Here is a 16,508-nt window from a genome sequence, read left to right as displayed (position 1 = left end):
TCACCCGGCCGCCACCGGACGAGCCGCGGCCAGCCCGGTCACCTGCAACGCCGTCAGCCCGAGCACCGCCGCCGCCTGGACCAGCACGAACGCCGTGCCGAGGCCGGTGAGGCCGCCGAAAACCGCGTAGGCGACGCTGCCGAGCACGTAGAGCGCGTTGATCCAGATCACTTCCCGGACCAGGCCCGCCCGCAGCCCGGCCGACACCCGGCCGACGAACACGGCCCAGCCCACCAGCCCGATCCCGGCCACCAGCGACAGCGGCACCGGGAGGCCCAGCGGTTCCTCCAGCACCACGCACAGCGCCGCCAGCAGCAGGCCCAGCGCGCCCGAGGCGAGGGCGTCCATCCGCAGCACGTTGCGAAGTCCGAACATCTTGTCCTCCAGGTGTTTCCGTTCCGATGCCCCAACTCTCGCGGTTCCGGCGAGGACAGTCGATTACGCGGGAGGTAATGGCCGATCGGCACCACGGACGGGTGACGCGTGGCTAGGATCGCCGCCATGACCGTCAACCGCAGGCACCTGCTCGGCCTGGGCGGGATCGCCGCCGCCGGGGTGGCGCTGGGTTCCACCGCTCCCGCGTCCGCTGCCGAAGAAGAGATCGTCGTCACCGACGCGGCGTCGGCCAATCGCCGGATCGCGCGGGTCCACGCCCGCGAGACCGCCCGCGCGCGGGGCACCTGGTCGTCCTGCATCAGCGTGACCGGCGCGAAGACCGCCGCGGTCGAGGAGCGCGCCGACGAGGTGGTCGAGGCGTACAGCGTGAACAAGATCGCGGTGGCCACCGCGGTGCTGGACAAGGTCGACCGCGGCCTGCTCACCCTGGACCAGCGCGTCGACGTCACCGCCGACATCGTCATCCAGGACACCGACGGCATCTTCGGCCTGGACGGCGCGTACCCCAGTTCGGTGACGCTCGGGCACGCGATGGCCGCGCTGCTGACGCTGTCCGACAACACCGCCGTGCGCCTGTGCGGGCTGGTCTGCCCGGCCGCCGAGCTGAACGAAATCCTGCGGGCCAAGGGTTTCGAGCACACCCGGGTGGTGCCGGTGGCCAATCCGAACCGGTTCTTCCTCGGCACCACCACCCCGAGGGAGACCTGCACGCTGTTGCAGAAGCTGGTCGGCGGCACGCTGCTCTCGGCGGCGTCGACCGAGTACCTGCTCAACGTGCTGCGTTCGCTCAGCTCGTTCACCGACGGCATCCGCCTCGACCTCAGCTCCGAAGAACGGCTGCGCGTGGCGACCAAGGCAGGCTGGTTCAACGACGGGCGCAACGAGGCCGGGGTCGTCTTCGACACCGAGGGCAGGCCGATGATCACCTACGCGCTGTTCGCCTCGGGCCCGTTCCGCGGGGACGCCGCCGCCAACGACACGAACTTCGGCGCCACCCACCCGGCCCTGCGGGCGCGGCAGGCGATCGGGCGGACGCTGGTGGACTCGGCGGGAAGGTTCTCGGCGGACACGGCGTTGACGTTCAGGGCGAGGGCCTACCAGCCGTCGAACGGCGGCTGACCCGTGTCAGGAACGGAGTTCCCCATGTCGAAGCAGGTGCTGGTCCCCGGACCGTCCCACCCGATCACCATCGAGCCGAACCCGAACCGGATCGTCGTCACCGTCGCCGGGCGCACCATCGCCGACACCACCGAGGCGCTCGCGCTCAGCGAGGCCGGGTACCCGGCGGTGCAGTACATCCCGCGCAAGGACGTGGACCTTTCGGCGCTGGAGCGGACCGACCACCAGACGTACTGCCCGTACAAGGGCGAGTCGGCGTACTACAGCATCACCGCCGGGGGCGCCAAGTCGGTGAACGCGATCTGGACCTACGACGAGCCGCACGACGCCGTCGCCCAGATCAAGGGGCACATGGCGTTCTACCCGGACCGCGTGGACGAGATCACCGAAACCCCGCGGTAGTCGGCAACCAGGAGAGAGGAACTCGGTCAGCAGGCCGGGGGTGACGTGCTCGTCGCCGACGGCGTGGCCGAGGTTGCGGTGGACTCGACGAGGTTGGCGCCCGCTTGACCGGAGCAAGTGTGAGTGGTTTATTACTCCCATGCGTTCCACCCGAACCCTCTCCACCGCCGAGGAGCGTCGCGAGACGGTGCTGACCACCGCTGTCGGCACCTTCGCGGCCCGCGGGTACTACGGCACCACCACCACCGAGGTGGCCAAACGCGCCGGCATCTCGCAGGCGTACGTCTACCGCCTCTTCCCGAACAAGGAAGCCCTGTTCGTCGCGGTGGTCGAGCACTGCTTCGACCGCGTACGCGACAGCTTCGCCCGTGGTGCCGCCGGCGCGTCGAGCAGCGCACCCGACGCGGTGCTCGACGCGATGGCGGTCTCCTACGCCGAACTCATCCGCGACCAGGACCTGCTCCTGGTCCAGATGCACGCCCAAGCCGCCGCGGTGGCCGAGCCGTCGGTGCGCGAGGCGGTGCGCGCCGGGTACGCCCGCCTGGTCGAGTACACCCGCAGCGTCTCGGGCGCGGCCGAGGCCGCCGTGCAGCAGTTCTTCGCCGTCGGCATGCTGTGCCACCTGGTCGTCGCGATCGGCGCCGACGAGGTGGACGCCCCCTGGGCCAACCTGCTCAACCACGGCATCCGCCACTGAACTCCCCCACTCACGAGGCTTTCTCCCTCACCCATTCAGTGAGTGGTCAACCACTCTATGTCCGCGGAGGAAAAGATGATCAACGAAGTCGTGCTGCCGGGCAAGGTCGAGCCAGAAGGCTTGCAGCTCCGCCAGCGGGAGCTACCCGCCATCGCCGGCCACGAGGTCCTCATCCGGGTCGAAGCCACCGGCGTCTCCTTCGCCGAGCAGCAGATGCGCCGCGGGAAGTACTTCGACCAGCCGCCGTTCCCGTTCGTGCCCGGGTACGACGCGGTCGGTGTGGTCGAGCAGGTCGGCACCACCGCCGACCCGGCGCTGCTCGGCCGCCGGGTCGCGGTGCTCAGCAAGATCGGCGGCTGGGCTTCACACCTGGTGGCCGACGCCGGTGACGCGGTGCCGGTGCCCGACGGCGTCGACCCCGGCGAGGCGGAAACGCTGGTGGTCAACGGGATCACCGCCTGGCAGCTGCTGCACCGCGTCGCCAAGGTCCGCAGTGGACAGACGATCCTGGTGCACGGCGCGAGCGGCGGGGTCGGCTCGACCCTGGTGCAACTGGCCCGGCACGCCGGGATCCGCGTCATCGGCACCGCGTCGGCCCGGCACCACGAGACCGTGCGGGCGCTCGGCGCCACCCCGATCGACTACCGCGACCCGGACGTGCCCGCCCGCGTGCGCGAACTGGCACCGTCCGGGGTGGACGCGGTGTTCGACCACGTCGGCGGGCCGGGCATCGTCGACTCGTACCGCCTGCTCGCCCGGCGCGGCACGCTGGTCGCCTACGGCACAGCGTCCACAAAGGACGTCGAAGGCTCGTCCCGGCTGCCGGTGCTGAAGCTGTTCGCCCGGCTGCTGTGGTGGAACGCGCTGCCCAACGGCCACCGCGCGCACTTCTACAACCTGTGGGCGGGCCGCCGGAACCGGGCGGCCTTCCAGGCGCGGGTGGCCGAGGACCTCGGCGAGCTGTTCACCCTGCTCGCCGAGGGCGTGCTGCGGGCGCAGGTGGCCGCACGCCTGCCGCTCACCGAAGCGGGAGCCGCGCTGCGGCTCGCCGAATCCGGCACGGTGACCGGCAAGGTCGTACTGGTGAACTAAACGCTGGCCAGGTACGCCGCCGCCTTGTCCGGGTCGAGGAACCAGTGCTGGAAGTCGGCCGGGTCCTGGAAGCCGTTGGCGAAGCGCTTGGCCACGGCGGGCTTCGCCCCGGCGGTGCCGATGATCTCCAGCACGTGCGGGGGCGGCGGCTGCAGCATCGCGTTCGTCCAGATCGTCACGTGCTGGGCGTATTCCCAGTACTTGTCGAACGCGCCCTTCATCCACTGCCGGTCGAACGGCCGGTCCCCGTTGGCCAGGATCGAGTCCAGGTAGGACGCCGCGCACTTGCTGGCGTTGTTGGAACCCTGCCCGGTGATCGGGTCGTTGGCCACCACCACGTCGGCCATGCCGAGCACGGCGTGCCCGGAGGGCAGCTCACCGACGGCGTTGCGGACCACCGGGGTGTACCCGCCCGCCAGCGTGGCCCGCGAGTCGGTCAGCTCCACCTCGGTGGCGCGCTCGTACTCCCACGGCAGGTACTGGCGCATCAGGTCGAGGATGCGGCGCAGGTGCTCCTGCGGGTCCGGGTTGTCGGTGAACACGTCCAGCGGACCACCGGGAATGCCTTCGAAGAACAGGATTTCGCAGTTCCCGCTGAGCGTGTACGCGGGGATGACGAACAGTTCGCCGACCCCGGGAATGATGTTGAACCGCACCGCGGAGAAATCGGGGTGCTCCGGCCGCGGCTTCATGCCGTGCACGTAGGCCAGCGAAAGCGCGCGCTGCGGCTGGGTGTACGGCGAGAGCTCGGGGATGCGGTCGAACAACTGCACCAGTTCGCCCTTGCCCGCCGCGACCACCACCAGGTCGTACATGCCGGCCAGCGAGTTCAGGTCCGAGGTGGTCACCCCGTGGATGATCAGCTTGCCGCCGCGTTCCTCGAACTTCTCCAGCCAGCCCGCCATCTTCACCCGCTGGTCCACCGACTGCGCGTAGTGGTCCAGCCTGCCCACCCAGTCCAGCGCGCGGCTGCCGTCCGGAGCGGCGATGGACACGCCGAGGCCCTCGACCTTGACCGTTTCGGCTTCCCAGAAGTTCAGCCCGTGCTCGCGCTCGTGCTCCAACGCCAGGTGGAACATGCACTGGGTGGACATCACCCGCCCGGCCCGGATCTCCTCCGGCGTGCGCGCCGACATCACGGTGACCTCGTAGCCGTCGTGCTCGAGCAGGCTCAGCGCCAGCTGGAGCCCGGACTGACCGGCGCCGACGATCAATATTTTGGGCATGTGGGGACCATCCCTCCAGGAAAAAGGTGCTTCGAGAAAACTCAGGCGGGGCTGAACTCGGCCGTGGGCGCCCCGCCGGGCACCGACAGCCGCGCCATCGACATGGTGTGCCGGACGACGTCCTGGAGCACCCGCTGCACCGAGCCCCGGTCGCGGGCGTCACAGGTGATCAGCGGCACGTCCTCGCTCAGCGCCAGCGCCTCGCGCACCTCGTCCACGGAGTGCGTCAGCTCCCCGTCGAACAGGTTGATCGCGACGATGAACGGCAGGTCGGAGTCGTTCTCGAAGTAGTTGATCGCGGCGAAGGACTGGTCCAGCCGCCGGGTGTCCACCAGCACCACCGCGCCGAGCGCGCCCCGGCACAGGTCGTCCCAGAGGAACCAGAACCGGGGCTGGCCCGGGGTGCCGAACAGGTACAGCAGCAGGTCCGAGTGCAGGGTGATCCGGCCGAAGTCCATCGCCACCGTGGTGGTCGCCTTCTTGCCGCCGTCCGGCGGGTCGTCCACGCCCTGACCGGCCTCGGTCATCCAGGCGTCGGTGTTCAGCGGCGGCACCTCGGAAACGGCGCTCACCAGCGTGGTCTTCCCCACCCCGAACCCACCGGCGACGACGATCTTGGCCGAGATCGCCGCGAGGGGATCGCCGTCTTCGGCGTGCGCGAGGCTCGAGTTGCTCATCATGTCCTTTCCGCGGTGCCTGATGCCTCGTCTAGACGGGGAGCCGCTTGAGCCCGTCGAGGACCCGTTCCAGCAGCGACAGGTCGTGGGAGTAGGTGTGCGCGGTCGGGTGGATGTACACCGCGCCCTGCGTCGCCAGGTCGCTGATCAGCACGCGGACCACCCCGAGCGGCATGGTCAGCCCGGCGGACAGCTCCGCGATCGAGGCCCGCGTGCGGGCCCGCTCGTAGATCGCGCGCGACTCCGGCATCAGCGCGTCGGCCAGCGCCGGGTCGTAGCTCGGCACCGAGATCAGCGTTTCCACCAGCAGGTGGTGTCTGCTCCTGGTCCGGCCACCGGTGAGCGTGTACGGGCGGACGCGCCTGCTGCGCATCCGGCCGACCGGCTGCTCGCTCAGTTCGTCAGTGGACACGTTGTTCACATCCTCCCGGCCGGTCAGACCTGCGGCCTGCGGGCGGTGAGCACGCGCCGGAGATCGGCCCGTATCTCGGGGGTCAGCACGTGGCCGGCGTTGCGGACGAACTGCGTCATCTCGTACGCGACGACCTTCATGTCGCTTCCCGGGCCGGTCAGCACGGCCAGTCCCGCGCCGACGCCGATGCCCATGAACAGGAAGTAGCCGTGGGTGAGCCGGATGATGATCTGCTCACAACTGCCCTTGTTGAACAACGCGGCGCTGTTGCCCGCGAGGCTGAGCAGTCCGCTGGCGATGGCCGCGAGCTGCTCGGCGTCGTCGTTGTTCATGCTGTCCGACGAGGTCAGCGGAAAGCCGTCGGCGGACATGATCAGGGCGTGGCTGACCCCGTGGACCTTCTGCACGAAGTCGTTGATCAGCCAGGTGAAGTCTTGCTTGCCGGAACTGTGCTGGGCGGCGGTCACGCTTGGGGTCCCTCGGGTGGTTTCGCTGGGTCGTCGTCACGGGGACCGGCGGGGCCGCGCTGCTGCTCCTCGAGCGCGGCGCGTTCCCCGTCGGAGAAGGCGCCGAGGTCGGCGATCAGCCGGTCGTGGCCGTCGATCGGGTCCTCCGGCGCCGGGGGTGGCGGTGGCGGCTCGTCCTCCCCGGTGCCCTTGATGCTGCGGGGCACCCGGCGGGGCAGGCCGCCGGGGGTGCTGCCGCCCTCCGCCTCGCCACGGGGTGCGGGCGACGGCTTGCGCTGGGTCAGCGGCTCGGCCGTGGCGGTGGCGCCCGAAGCGCCGACGGTGCGCTTGGGCAGGGTGCCCGCCGAGCCGCCCTGCGGGCGGCGGGCCAGCGGCACGGCTTCGGCCTGCGGGGCCGGGGTGGGGGTGAAGCCGTTGGCCGGGGCGGACGGCGGCACGACCACCGTCGAGGTGCCCGACCAGCTCGCTTCCGGCAGCTCGCCGACCAGCTCGGCGGGCAGCAGCACGGTGGCCGTGGTGCCGTGCGGCACGCGGCGTTCCAGCCGCACCTTCATGCCGTGGCGGGCGGCGAGCCGGCGCACCACGGCGAGGCCCATGTGCCGGACCGAGGCGTGGTCGAGCACCGGCTCGGCGGCGAGCCGGTCGTTCAGTTCGGCGAGCCGCTCGGCCGGTACGCCGATGCCCTCGTCCTCGATCCGGATCAGCACGCTGCCCTGCTCGGTGAGGTGGGCGCTGACCCGGACGGGGGTGTTCGGCGAGGACTGGCCGGTGGCGTTGTCGAGCAGTTCGGAGAGCAGCCTGCTCAGGTCCTCGGCGGCGAAGCCGACCACGCCGAGGGAGACCACGCGGCCGATGGAAACCCGGGCGTAGTGCGTGATCGAGGACATGCCCGCCCGGATCACGTCGACCACCGAAGCGGTCTCCGAGGCGTTGTCCCCGGCCTCGCGCCCGGCCAGCACCCGCAGGTTCTCCGCGTTGCGGCGCAGCCGGGCGGCGAGGTGGTCGAGCCGGTACAGCTCGGCGAGCCGCTCGTCGTCCTCCTCGCGCGCCTCCATCTCCTCCAGCTGGGAGAGCAGGGAGTCGACCAGGTTGAGGTCGCGCAGCGCCACGCTGGCGCAGATGCCCGCCAGCGCCTCCTGCTCGGTGTTGTCCACCGGCGGCGGGGGTGCTTCGATCACCCGGGGACCGTGCTGGGACACCGGTTCCTGACCGGGGTTGCTGAGGAACTGGACCGCGGCCGCGCGTGCGCGCTCCCGCAGCACCCGCGAGCGATCCAGCAGTTCCCGAGCCCGCGTCGCCATCTGCCTGTTTACCCTCTTCGTCGCCTACGGCTCCATTTCGACCACCGGGCCTACGCCGACGGTCGTAGTGCAACATGCAATCAGAGACCGCTGCCGATGTCCACAAAAAGCTTCGGCTCAACTACCCTCGGTCATACCGTTACCGCGCCACGTGTTCACCCGTGATCTTCACCGTCCTTTGTGGACACCGAAAACCCTGGCGACGGCGGCCATGTCCTGCTCGCCGCCACCGGCGTCGACGACTTCCCCGAACAGCTCGTGCAGCACCCGCATCAGGCGGTCGTCCGTGCCCCCGGTGCCGCTCATGGCGTCCAGGATCAGCCCGGCGTCCTTGGCCGCGCCGGCGGCGGTGAACGCGGGCGGGTACTCGCCGTCGATCATCGCGGCCCCCTTGAGCTGCGCATACGGGGTGTCCACCGGACCGCCGGAGATCGCTTCGAGGAACAGCCGCGGGTCCAGGCCGAGCTGCTCGGTCAGCCGCACGCTCTGCGCCGCGGCGGCGGTGAGCGAGAGCACCCAGGCGTTGGCGGCCAGCTTGAGGCGGTGGCCGTCGCCGGGCCGCTCGCTCACCCAGACCGTGCGCGCGCCGATCGCGTCGAACACCGGGGTGACCGCTTCCCGCAGTTCCCCGGCCCCGGCCGCGAGCACCACGAGCTGGCCCTCCTCGGCCGGTTTGCGGGTGCCGAGCACCGGCGCGTCCACGTACCGGGCACCCAGCCCGGCGAAGCCCTCCGCGGCCTCGACGCCCACCGTGCCCGACTGCACCCAGACGCCGGACAGTCCGGGCAGCGCGATTTCGATCACTTCCCGCACGGCGTCGGCGTCGAACAACATCGTCAGCACCACGTCGGCGCCCTCGACCGCGGCGGCGGGGTCGTCCGCCACCACCGCGCCCGCCTCGGCGAGCGGCTGCGCCTTCGCCCGGTCGCGGTTCCACACCGTCACCTCGTGCCCGGCGCGGAGCAGGCTGCGCGCCATGCCCGCGCCCATGATCCCGGTACCGAGCACGGTCACCTCGCTCGTCATCCCCCGGCCTCCTTCTCCTGGCTCCCCACCAGCATGCCACCCGTGCCACCCCCGCGGATCCCGTGCGGGGACGCGGTATCCGCCCGGCCACCCGATCCGGTTACCCTTTCCGGGTCAGTCGCCGCCGGTGGTCCGACGGCGGAATTCGTCCCGTTTCGCCGTCGCCGTCCGACGGGCGGGATGCCTTGCCACAGCAAGGTTTTTTATTTCTCGTTGGCGTACAAGGAAAATCGCGGGGACCGCGCGATCGGCGGCAGACCGGGGGCGAATTCGTTGATATGTTGGACTTCTCCGAGGTTCTGGAGGTGACGTGGCGGAGAACCCCAACTTCGGCGTGGTGTGGCGTGGCTATCACCGCGGTCAGGTCGAGCAGTGCCTCGACGAACTCAGAGCCGAGCTGGCCGAGGCGGTGGCCGGGCACGAAGCCGCGGTGTCCCAAGTGGAAGACCTCGAGAAGCAGGTGGCCGTGCTGCTCGAGGACAACCAGGAACTGCAGGAGGCGCTGGACCGGGTGTGCCGCGCGCCGATCGAGCCCGACGGGCTGACCGAGCGGCTGCGGCACATGATGGAGCTGGCCCGCCTGGAGGCCACCGAGATCAAGGCGACCGCGCACGCGTTGCGCGAGCGCGACGAGCAGCAGCGCAGACAGGCCGAGCAGGACTTCGAGCTGGCCATGGCGGCGCGGCGGAAGGCGGCCCTGCACGAGATCGAGGTGCAGCGGGCCGAAGCCGCCGAGGCGGCCGAGCGCATCCTCGCCGAGGCACGCGCCCGGTCCGAGGAGGCCGAGGACCTCCGCGCGCACATCATCAGCCAGCTGGAGGCCGCCAACAAGGTGCTCGAGGAGGACCGCGTCACGGCGGAGGGCTAGCTCAGCGGAACGGCACGGTCAGGCAGGCCACCCGGCCGCCGGCCTGCCCGGCTTTGCCGTGCTCGGTGGCGGTGTGCTCCTCGGCGTGCACCACCACCGAAGCCGGCACCCGGTCGGTGAAGCCGAACGGCACCTCGGTGCGGGATTCGCCGTCGCCCTCGGCGTTCGTGCGCAGGTCGAGCCAGAACTCGTTCTGCGGGTTCGCGTACGCCGGGTCCTTCGACGGCTGCTCCGGGGTGGCGGCCGGGTCGAGCCGGTTCTGGAAGTGCGGGCCCGCCGCGTCCCCCTTGGGCCCGCACGGCTTGGCGTGCAGGTGCACGGCGTAACCCCGGTCCGGGGCCATGCCGTCCACCTCGAACTCCACCGCCGTGCCGACCCCGGTCGAGCGCGCCGAGACGCTGAGCCCCGCCCCCACCGGCGCCACGGCCTGGTCGTAGGTGAACGCGTTCGTCGCCTGCTCCGGCGCGGCCAGCCGCCCCTCCTGCTCGATGTTCACCGCGGGTGCCCCGCTCGCCTGCGGCTGCGCGGTGTCGTCCCCGTCCGGTTCGTCGCCGCACCCCGTCGCGAACAGCCCGACCGCCATGACCCCGACCACCAGTTGCTTCCTGCGCATGCCCGGTGACTTCCCGGAATGCCCGATCGCTAATCACGGTGCGCGGACGCCACCCCCGGCCGGACGGTCGAGGGCACGGCGTCGCGCAGCGACCCGCGCGAGGGTGACCAGCACCGCACACCGGGGGGAGCGTGCGCGGCCTGCCGAGCGACGAGCGCGAACGCGGTCTCGTCGCGGGCACGCAGCCACGAGTTCGGCGTCCGCGGGGCAGCTCCAGGGCGGAGTCAGCCGGTGCCGGGGAACACGGTGAGCGTTCTCGCCGGGTCCCAGTCGGTCGAGCGCAGCAGCCGCTGCCGCATCCCGGCCCAGCCCGCCGGCCTGGCGATCACCAGCCAGGTGTCCGGCCCGCCCTCGACGAACCGCCTGGCCTGGCGCAACCAGGAGGCCGCCGCCTCCGGCCAGTCCACGACGGCCAACACGGTGCCGCCGCGGGCGGTCCAGCCGGCGGCGGCGGTGGCGGCCAGCGCCCGGCACTCCGGGTCCCGGGCGCAGCCGATCGTCAGCGAGCCGCTCACGCCGCTTCCATGGTCAGCAGCCGGTGCTTCGCCTCGGGGCCACCGGCGTACCCGCCGAACGAACCGTCCGAGCGGACCACCCGGTGGCACGGCACCACCAGCGGCAACGGGTTCGTCGCACACGCCGTGCCGACCGCCCGCACCGCACGCGGGCTGCCCGCGGCCGTGGCGACCTGGGCGTAGCTCTCGGTCCTGCCGTAGCCGATCTCCGCGAGGTGGTTCAGCACGGCGAGGCGGAACCCGCGCGACAAGCGGAAGTCCAGCGGCAGGTCGAACGACCGGCGGCGGCCCTCGAAGTACTCGCCGAGCTGGCGCGTCGCCGCCTCCAGCCGGGCCGGTGCCCGCAGGATGCGCGGGCTCACCACGTCGGCCAGGTCCGCCAGCACGGCCTCGTGGTCCTGGCGGGCGAAGGCCACCCGGACCAGGCCCGCTTCGGTGGCGGCGAGCAGCAGCTCCCCCACCGGCGAGTCGATGGTGCGGTAGGCCACGTCGAGCACCCCGTCGCGGTCGGCCGCCTCGACCAGTCTGGCGCGCAGCCGGGTGGTGGTGCCCTCGTCGATTTCGGGCAGGTCAGCGAACAGCTCGGACACGGTGGCTCCCCGGGTAGACAGTCCTCAGTTTTCTGATCCCGTCGGCGGCGGCGCGTCTGGCGGCGTCGGCCGAGCCGCCGGTGATGGCGGCGATCTCCTGGTACGGCAGGCCACCGAGGTAGTGGTAGGCGACCGCGGTCCGCTGGCGGTCCGGCAGCGAGCCGAGCGCGGCCCAGAGGTCGCCGTCCCAGTCCTCCGGGCGCCCCAGCGTGGACGGCCGCTCCGGCGGCTCCCCCGGCACCACCGCCCGGCGCGCCTCGGCCCGCCGCACGTCGACGGCCTTGCGGTGGGCGATGGTGACCAGCCACGCCTCCACGTTGGCGTCGGCGGGCAGGTCCGGGTACGCCTTCAGCGCGGACAGGAAGGTCTCGGACCAGGCGTCCTCGGCGTCGGCCGCCCCCACCACGGCGTGGCAGACCCGCAGGACCACCGCACCGTACTCACTCACGACCTCGTCGAATGGCGGTTTCCCCGGCCGCGCCTCCGGCACGGCGGGCGAGGTCGCTCTTGAGCCGGTCACCGGGCCGACGCACGCCAGGCCGCTGGGGCGACCGGACGCGCCTCAGCCCGGTGACCGGCGCGACCTCGCGCCGGTATCTGCGCTACGACCATGTCCGTCCCTCTCCTCGAAGACCCGTTGTACCGGGTAGACGCGGGGACGGCCGGAAACGTGAGGTTCAGCGGCCGAACGGCACGCTGTCGGCCAGTTCGCTGCCCGCCAGCAGGTGCTGGAGCAGCACGATCAGCACCTGCTTGGTGGACTCGCGATCACGCGCGTCGCACAGCAGCAGCGGGGTGGACTGGTCCAGGTCCAGCGCGGCGCGGACCTCCTCGGTGCCGTAGCGGTAGGCGCCGTCGAAGCAGTTGACGCCGACGATGAACGGCAGGCCGCGGCGTTCGAAGAAGTCGACCGCGGCGAAGCAGCTCTCCAGCCGCCGGGTGTCGGCCAGCACCACGGCGCCGAGCGCGCCGTGGGCCAGCTCGTCCCACATGAACCAGAACCGGTCCTGCCCCGGCGTGCCGAACAGGTAGAGGATCAGTTCCGGGTTGATGGTGATGCGGCCGAAGTCCAGCGCCACCGTGGTGGTGGTCTTGGCCTCCACCCCGGACAGGTCGTCCACCCCGGCCGAAGCCTCGGTGATCACCTCTTCGGTGCGCAGCGGGGGGACCTCGCTGACCGAGCCGACCATCGTGGTCTTGCCGACCCCGAAGCCACCGGCGATGAGGATCTTGACCGCGGTTGCGGTCAGCCCGCGCCGGGCCTCAGAGTTTCCGGATGCCATCAAGAACCGCCTGCAGTACGTGTTTGTTGGGGGTTTCGGTCAGCGGCGCCGCGGTGCGGAAGAGCACCAGGTTCTGCTCGATCAGGTCGCACAGCAGCACCTTGACCACCGGCAGCGGCAGGTCGACCCTGGCCGCCACCTCGGCGACCGAGATCGGCCGCTGGCACAGCCGCACGATCTGGCCGTACTCGGGGTCCATGCCCGCCGCTTCGGCGATCGACGGCATGGCGACCACCAGCGTGATCAGGTCGAGCGAGACGTTCTCCGAGCGCGTGCGCCCGCCCGTGACCGCGTAGGGGCGGACGAGCGGGTCGTCGAACCACGCCTCGTGCCGCGGGGTCATGGCGAGGTGCGCTGGGGTGGCGCGCTTCTCGGGGCCGCGGTGAGAACGGCCCCGACCCGTTTCACCATCAGGTTCATCTCGTAGGCGACCATGCCCATGTCCGCGTCCTCGGCGGCGAGCAGCGCCAGGCACGCCCCGCGCCCGGCCGCGGTGACGAAGAGGAAGGCGTGGTCCATCTCCACCATGGTCTGCCGCACGTTACCGCCCCCGAAGTGGCGGCCGGTGCCCCTGGCCAGGCTCTGGAAGGCCGAGGCCACCGCGGACAGGTGTTCGGCGTCCTCTTCGGACAGGTTGCCCGAACGGCCGATCAGCAGGCCGTCGGCCGAGAGCACCACGGCCCGGTCGGCGCCCGCCACCCGCTTGACCAGATCGTCGAGCAACCAGTCGAGTTCACTGACTCCGGCGTTGACCATCAGCTTCGTTCTCCATACCTGTCGTGCCTGCCCAGCTCCTGCTCCCTGGCGCGGCGGGTGCCCTGCTGGAAGGCGGCCAGCCGGTTGCGCGCCTGTTCGGCGCCGTCGGCCGGCTCCTCCCACTCCTGCTCATCGACCACCGCGGGTCCGTCGTTTCTCAGCTGCGGTACCAGGTTCTGCTGCCGTCGCCGCTGCGGCAGCGGCGGACGGCCCGGAGCGGCCGGTCCCGGGGCGGCCGGACGGCGCGGCTGCTGCGGGCGCACGTCCTGCGGCGGGCGGGCCTCCGCCGGACGGCGGACCTCCGGCGGGCGGCCGCCGTTCTCGGCGGGCGGCTGCTCCGGCGGCAGCCACTGGTGCCGCGGGCGGAACAGGTCCTCGCGCGGCGGCGGTTCGGGCAGTTTGCCGTTGGCCGGGGACTCGGCGGGCCACGACGGCGTCGCCTCGGGCACCCGCGGGCGCTCGGGCGGCTGGGGCAGTTCGGGCATGGGCAGCGACGGCGGTCCCGACTGCTCCGGGCGCCGCAGCGGACGGCGCTCACCCTGCTTGGGCACGTCGGCCTCGTCCTCGGGCTCCGGCTCGTCCAGCGCGCCGAGCAGCTCCGAGCGGACCAGCACGATCGCCCTGGTGCCCCCGTAGGCGGATTCGCGCAGGGTGACCGCGATGCCGTGGCGCACGGCCAGCCGCGCCACCACGAACAGGCCGAGCCGCGGTTCGTCGGACAGCGCCATGATGCCGAAGTCCGGCGGGTCGGCGAGCATCTCGTTCAGCTCGGCCAGGTGGTCCGGCTCGATGCCGAGGCCCTGGTCCTCCACCTCGACGACCACCCCGCGGCCGACCACGTTGCCGCGGATCTCCACCCTGGACTCCGGCGGGGAGAACGAGGTGGCGTTGTCGATCAGCTCGGCGAGCAGGTGCACCAGGTCACCGACCACCGGGCCGTTGACCGCCACCGCGGGCAGCTTCGCCACCCCGACGCGGGTGAAGTCCTCGGTCTCGGCGGAGGCACCGCGGACCACCGCGGCCAGGCTGACCGGCTTGCGCCACTGCCTGCCCGGCTGGCCGCCGCCGAGGATGATCAGGTTCTCCGCGTTGCGGCGGGCGCGGGTGGACAGGTGGTCGAGCTGGAACAGGGTGTCCAGCTGGTCCGGGTCCTCCTGCTTGCGCTCGGCTTGGTCCAGCACCTTGAGCTGGCGGTGCACGATGACCTGGCTGCGGTGCGCGATGTTGAGGAAGACGGTCTTGGTGCCCTCACGGGTCTTCGCCTCGTCCACCGCGGCGGCGATGGCGGTCTGCTGGGCGCGGTTGAAGGCGGCGGCGACCTGGCCGATCTCGTCCCCGCCGTGGTCGAGGAAGCGGACGTCGCTGTCCAGGTCGACGTCCTCACCCGCGCGCACCCGGTCCACCAGCTCGGGCAGCCGGGTGTCGGCCATCTCGAGGGTTTCCTCGCGGAGCCGGTGGAGCCTGCCGATGAGCCGGTTCGACAGGCGCAGGGCGACGAAGAACACGGCGATGGCGACGAGCAGGGCGACGGCGGCGGCGATGATCGACGTGATGAGGGTCTCCTCACCCTCGTCGATGGCCAGCGTGGTGGCCTGCCCGCTCTGCTGGATGAACAGGCCCATCAGCGCGCTGCCCACCTCCCGGGCCGCGGTGCGCCACTCCTGCTCCGGCACCGGCAGCACGGTCTGGTTGCCGCGGAGGAAGGCGTTCTCCACCGTGGTCACGGTGTTCCAGGCGGGGCTGGCGAGCAGCTGGTCGTACTTCGCCTTGACGTCGGCGGGCATGCGCGGCACGGCGGCGTTCAGGTCGACCCGGTAGGCGCCGATCTCGCCGATGTAGGTGCGGAAGTCGGCTTCGGTCAGGCCGCCGCCCGCCACCCCGGCCGCGGCGAGCGCGTCACCGCGCTGCATCCGGTCGGCGCTGGAGAACAGCGGCACGGCGATCACCCGGAGGAAGGCGACCTGGGCGTCGGGGGCGTCCTGCGCCAGGCCGTTGAGGCCGTCGGTGAACAGGTCGATGATGCCGTTGTAGTAGGTGTAGGCCTCGTCGAGCTGCGGGCGGCCGGCGTCGACCTCCTGGCGGAACCGCGGCAGCTGGCCCAGCTGGGTGGCCGCGCCGACGATGTTCTTCTGCACGTCCGGGGCGGCGTCACCGGACATCGCCTGCAGCCGGGAGACGACCTCCTGGGCGGCCGCGTCGACCTTGGCGCGCTGCGGACCCAGCGCGGCGCTCTCCGAGCCGGGGCTGGCCAGCTCCTTCAGCGTGAGCCGGCGCTCCTCCTGGAAGTTCGCGAAGAACAGCACCGCCGGGCGCTCGATGTCGCGGACCTGGCTCGCCTTGTCGCGGACCTGGATCGCGTCGTAGACCAGGTACCCGGACAGCGCGATGCCGACGGCCAGCAGGGCGACACTCGGGACGAGGGCGATGGCGAGCACGCGCGAGCGGATCGACGAGGTGCGCCGAGTGGGGTTCTTCTTCACCGCGGTCCGTTGTCCTTCCGGCTGTTTCTTCGATGTGAGTCGATCCCGGGTCCCCACACCCGGGGTCAGCTAGCCGGATCAGCCCTCTGGTCGAACTGTCCCCGTCCGCTTGGCGGCAAAGACATTAGGCAGCACGACCAGCGGGAGTCAAATCCGCTGCTCCGTACAGACCAACCGGTCGGGTTGATCTTTGACCACCGAAAGGCAGAACCGGAAATAGGCCAACTCCAGTCACCGGCAGTCCCTTTCGCCGACCCTCCCGCACCCGGGCAACCCAGCCGACTACCCGGCGCCACGTGCTGGTCACGGCACATTACCGCCCGGTAGCATACCGCACGGCCAAGGGTCGGGTCACCGGCAGGCACCGGCGTGCGGGAGACGCGGAAATCGCGCTGCGACCATTTTGTGGGGCGCGGGCATGATCGTCAATGCGGTTACCGTGAGAATCGTCACGAGAACTTTCAGGGTGGATATCCGTAACGCGCGCGCGAGAATGCGTTGATGCGCCGGTCCGGAATGCGGCGCGGAACACCCGACCGTCACCGTGGCACAGCCGGCCGAACCCGTACCCCCGTTCCACCCACCCCG

Annotated in this window: 20 protein-coding genes; 5 read left to right on the top strand and 15 right to left on the bottom strand. The window is 71.5% G+C overall.

The window, feature by feature from the left end; all coding sequences use genetic code 11:
- The gene (locus tag AC07EG_RS16975; RefSeq protein ID WP_478254042.1) at positions 1 to 375 is read right to left on the bottom strand and encodes a hypothetical protein; all 375 of its coding nucleotides are present in this window, start codon (positions 373 to 375) and stop codon (positions 1 to 3) included.
- Positions 376 to 501: 126 nt separating this feature from the next.
- Here AC07EG_RS16975 and AC07EG_RS16970 point away from each other — a divergent pair, with 126 nt between their 5' ends.
- The 4 genes from AC07EG_RS16970 (at position 502) to AC07EG_RS16955 (ending at position 3,706) form a co-directional block, all read left to right on the top strand.
- Positions 502 to 1,515, top strand: coding sequence for a serine hydrolase (locus AC07EG_RS16970; RefSeq protein ID WP_478254041.1), 1,014 nt, complete (start codon positions 502 to 504; stop codon positions 1,513 to 1,515).
- Positions 1,516 to 1,539: 24 nt separating this feature from the next.
- A complete protein-coding gene (locus AC07EG_RS16965) occupies positions 1,540 to 1,917 on the top strand; it encodes a DUF427 domain-containing protein (protein ID WP_478254040.1) in 378 nt (125 codons plus the stop codon).
- A 139-nt stretch (positions 1,918 to 2,056) separates the two neighbouring features.
- The gene (locus AC07EG_RS16960) at positions 2,057 to 2,614 is read left to right on the top strand and encodes a TetR/AcrR family transcriptional regulator (protein ID WP_478254039.1); all 558 of its coding nucleotides are present in this window, start codon (positions 2,057 to 2,059) and stop codon (positions 2,612 to 2,614) included.
- A 75-nt stretch (positions 2,615 to 2,689) separates the two neighbouring features.
- On the top strand, positions 2,690 to 3,706 hold the full coding sequence (locus AC07EG_RS16955; RefSeq protein WP_478254038.1) for a medium chain dehydrogenase/reductase family protein: 1,017 nt from the start codon (positions 2,690 to 2,692) through the stop codon (positions 3,704 to 3,706).
- Here the strand turns inward: AC07EG_RS16955 and AC07EG_RS16950 are convergent.
- From AC07EG_RS16950 to AC07EG_RS16925, 6 genes are all read right to left on the bottom strand, one after another.
- Positions 3,703 to 4,932, bottom strand: a complete 1,230-nt coding sequence (locus tag AC07EG_RS16950; RefSeq protein WP_478254037.1) for a styrene monooxygenase/indole monooxygenase family protein — start codon at positions 4,930 to 4,932, stop codon at positions 3,703 to 3,705. The two genes, AC07EG_RS16955 and AC07EG_RS16950, sit on opposite strands and share 4 nt — an antisense overlap.
- Positions 4,933 to 4,973: 41 nt before the next feature.
- Positions 4,974 to 5,609, bottom strand: a complete 636-nt coding sequence (locus tag AC07EG_RS16945; RefSeq protein WP_478254036.1) for a GTP-binding protein — start codon at positions 5,607 to 5,609, stop codon at positions 4,974 to 4,976.
- Positions 5,610 to 5,640: 31 nt separating this feature from the next.
- The gene (locus AC07EG_RS16940) at positions 5,641 to 5,982 is read right to left on the bottom strand and encodes a DUF742 domain-containing protein (RefSeq protein ID WP_478254353.1); all 342 of its coding nucleotides are present in this window, start codon (positions 5,980 to 5,982) and stop codon (positions 5,641 to 5,643) included.
- Between the two features lie 62 nt (positions 5,983 to 6,044).
- Positions 6,045 to 6,488, bottom strand: coding sequence for a roadblock/LC7 domain-containing protein (locus tag AC07EG_RS16935; protein ID WP_478254035.1), 444 nt, complete (start codon positions 6,486 to 6,488; stop codon positions 6,045 to 6,047).
- A complete protein-coding gene (locus AC07EG_RS16930) occupies positions 6,485 to 7,789 on the bottom strand; it encodes a sensor histidine kinase (RefSeq protein ID WP_478254034.1) in 1,305 nt (434 codons plus the stop codon). The genes AC07EG_RS16935 and AC07EG_RS16930 overlap by 4 nt, the downstream gene beginning before the upstream one ends.
- Positions 7,790 to 7,957: 168 nt before the next feature.
- On the bottom strand, positions 7,958 to 8,815 hold the full coding sequence (locus AC07EG_RS16925; RefSeq protein WP_478254033.1) for an NAD(P)-dependent oxidoreductase: 858 nt from the start codon (positions 8,813 to 8,815) through the stop codon (positions 7,958 to 7,960).
- 310 nt (positions 8,816 to 9,125) lie between these two features.
- Here AC07EG_RS16925 and AC07EG_RS16920 point away from each other — a divergent pair, with 310 nt between their 5' ends.
- Positions 9,126 to 9,683: a hypothetical protein gene (locus tag AC07EG_RS16920; RefSeq protein WP_478254032.1), complete on the top strand. Its 558-nt coding sequence runs from the start codon at positions 9,126 to 9,128 to the stop codon at positions 9,681 to 9,683.
- Position 9,684: 1 nt separating this feature from the next.
- Here the strand turns inward: AC07EG_RS16920 and AC07EG_RS16915 are convergent, their stop codons facing one another.
- The 8 genes from AC07EG_RS16915 to AC07EG_RS16880 form a co-directional block, all read right to left on the bottom strand.
- Entirely contained in the window at positions 9,685 to 10,296 is a 612-nt protein-coding gene (locus AC07EG_RS16915; protein ID WP_478254031.1) for a superoxide dismutase family protein, read from the bottom strand.
- A gap of 224 nt (positions 10,297 to 10,520) precedes the next feature.
- Positions 10,521 to 10,811 carry a hypothetical protein gene (locus AC07EG_RS16910; RefSeq protein ID WP_478254030.1) on the bottom strand — a complete coding sequence of 97 codons (291 nt, stop codon included), beginning with the start codon at positions 10,809 to 10,811 and terminating at the stop codon, positions 10,521 to 10,523.
- Complete coding sequence (locus tag AC07EG_RS16905; RefSeq protein WP_478254029.1) at positions 10,808 to 11,401, bottom strand: methylated-DNA--[protein]-cysteine S-methyltransferase; 594 nt, start codon at positions 11,399 to 11,401, stop codon at positions 10,808 to 10,810. Before AC07EG_RS16905 ends, AC07EG_RS16910 begins: the two co-directional genes overlap by 4 nt.
- Positions 11,382 to 11,849, bottom strand: coding sequence for an RNA polymerase sigma factor (locus tag AC07EG_RS16900; RefSeq protein WP_478254028.1), 468 nt, complete (start codon positions 11,847 to 11,849; stop codon positions 11,382 to 11,384). The genes AC07EG_RS16905 and AC07EG_RS16900 overlap by 20 nt, the downstream gene beginning before the upstream one ends.
- Positions 11,850 to 12,078: 229 nt before the next feature.
- Complete coding sequence (locus AC07EG_RS16895) at positions 12,079 to 12,684, bottom strand: GTP-binding protein (RefSeq protein ID WP_478254027.1); 606 nt, start codon at positions 12,682 to 12,684, stop codon at positions 12,079 to 12,081.
- Positions 12,665 to 13,027, bottom strand: a complete 363-nt coding sequence (locus tag AC07EG_RS16890) for a DUF742 domain-containing protein (protein ID WP_153029808.1) — start codon at positions 13,025 to 13,027, stop codon at positions 12,665 to 12,667. The genes AC07EG_RS16895 and AC07EG_RS16890 overlap by 20 nt, the downstream gene beginning before the upstream one ends.
- On the bottom strand, positions 13,024 to 13,440 hold the full coding sequence (locus AC07EG_RS16885; RefSeq protein ID WP_478254026.1) for a roadblock/LC7 domain-containing protein: 417 nt from the start codon (positions 13,438 to 13,440) through the stop codon (positions 13,024 to 13,026). The genes AC07EG_RS16890 and AC07EG_RS16885 overlap by 4 nt, the downstream gene beginning before the upstream one ends.
- Positions 13,440 to 15,920 (bottom strand): nitrate- and nitrite sensing domain-containing protein, encoded by a 2,481-nt coding sequence (locus AC07EG_RS16880; RefSeq protein WP_478254025.1) that lies wholly within the window; start codon positions 15,918 to 15,920, stop codon positions 13,440 to 13,442. The genes AC07EG_RS16885 and AC07EG_RS16880 overlap by 1 nt, the downstream gene beginning before the upstream one ends.
- Positions 15,921 to 16,508: the final 588 nt, after the last annotated feature.

Source organism: Amycolatopsis sp. NPDC045836 (assembly GCF_056431745.1).
The sequence above is the reverse complement of the archived record's forward strand: the minus strand, read 5'-3'. Positions and strand labels throughout refer to the sequence as shown.

Coding starts and splice junctions, on each gene's coding strand:
- AC07EG_RS16915 (WP_478254031.1), bottom strand. CDS start 10,296: ATGCGCAGGAAGCAACTGGTGGTCGGGGTCATGGCGGTCGGGCTGTTC.
- AC07EG_RS16970 (WP_478254041.1), top strand. CDS start 502: ATGACCGTCAACCGCAGGCACCTGCTCGGCCTGGGCGGGATCGCCGCC.
- AC07EG_RS16955 (WP_478254038.1), top strand. CDS start 2,690: ATGATCAACGAAGTCGTGCTGCCGGGCAAGGTCGAGCCAGAAGGCTTG.
- AC07EG_RS16885 (WP_478254026.1), bottom strand. CDS start 13,440: ATGGTCAACGCCGGAGTCAGTGAACTCGACTGGTTGCTCGACGATCTG.
- AC07EG_RS16975 (WP_478254042.1), bottom strand. CDS start 375: ATGTTCGGACTTCGCAACGTGCTGCGGATGGACGCCCTCGCCTCGGGC.
- AC07EG_RS16965 (WP_478254040.1), top strand. CDS start 1,540: ATGTCGAAGCAGGTGCTGGTCCCCGGACCGTCCCACCCGATCACCATC.
- AC07EG_RS16925 (WP_478254033.1), bottom strand. CDS start 8,815: ATGACGAGCGAGGTGACCGTGCTCGGTACCGGGATCATGGGCGCGGGC.
- AC07EG_RS16895 (WP_478254027.1), bottom strand. CDS start 12,684: ATGGCATCCGGAAACTCTGAGGCCCGGCGCGGGCTGACCGCAACCGCG.
- AC07EG_RS16890 (WP_153029808.1), bottom strand. CDS start 13,027: ATGACCCCGCGGCACGAGGCGTGGTTCGACGACCCGCTCGTCCGCCCC.
- AC07EG_RS16940 (WP_478254353.1), bottom strand. CDS start 5,982: ATGCGCAGCAGGCGCGTCCGCCCGTACACGCTCACCGGTGGCCGGACC.
- AC07EG_RS16945 (WP_478254036.1), bottom strand. CDS start 5,609: ATGAGCAACTCGAGCCTCGCGCACGCCGAAGACGGCGATCCCCTCGCG.
- AC07EG_RS16950 (WP_478254037.1), bottom strand. CDS start 4,932: ATGCCCAAAATATTGATCGTCGGCGCCGGTCAGTCCGGGCTCCAGCTG.
- AC07EG_RS16930 (WP_478254034.1), bottom strand. CDS start 7,789: ATGGCGACGCGGGCTCGGGAACTGCTGGATCGCTCGCGGGTGCTGCGG.
- AC07EG_RS16960 (WP_478254039.1), top strand. CDS start 2,057: ATGCGTTCCACCCGAACCCTCTCCACCGCCGAGGAGCGTCGCGAGACG.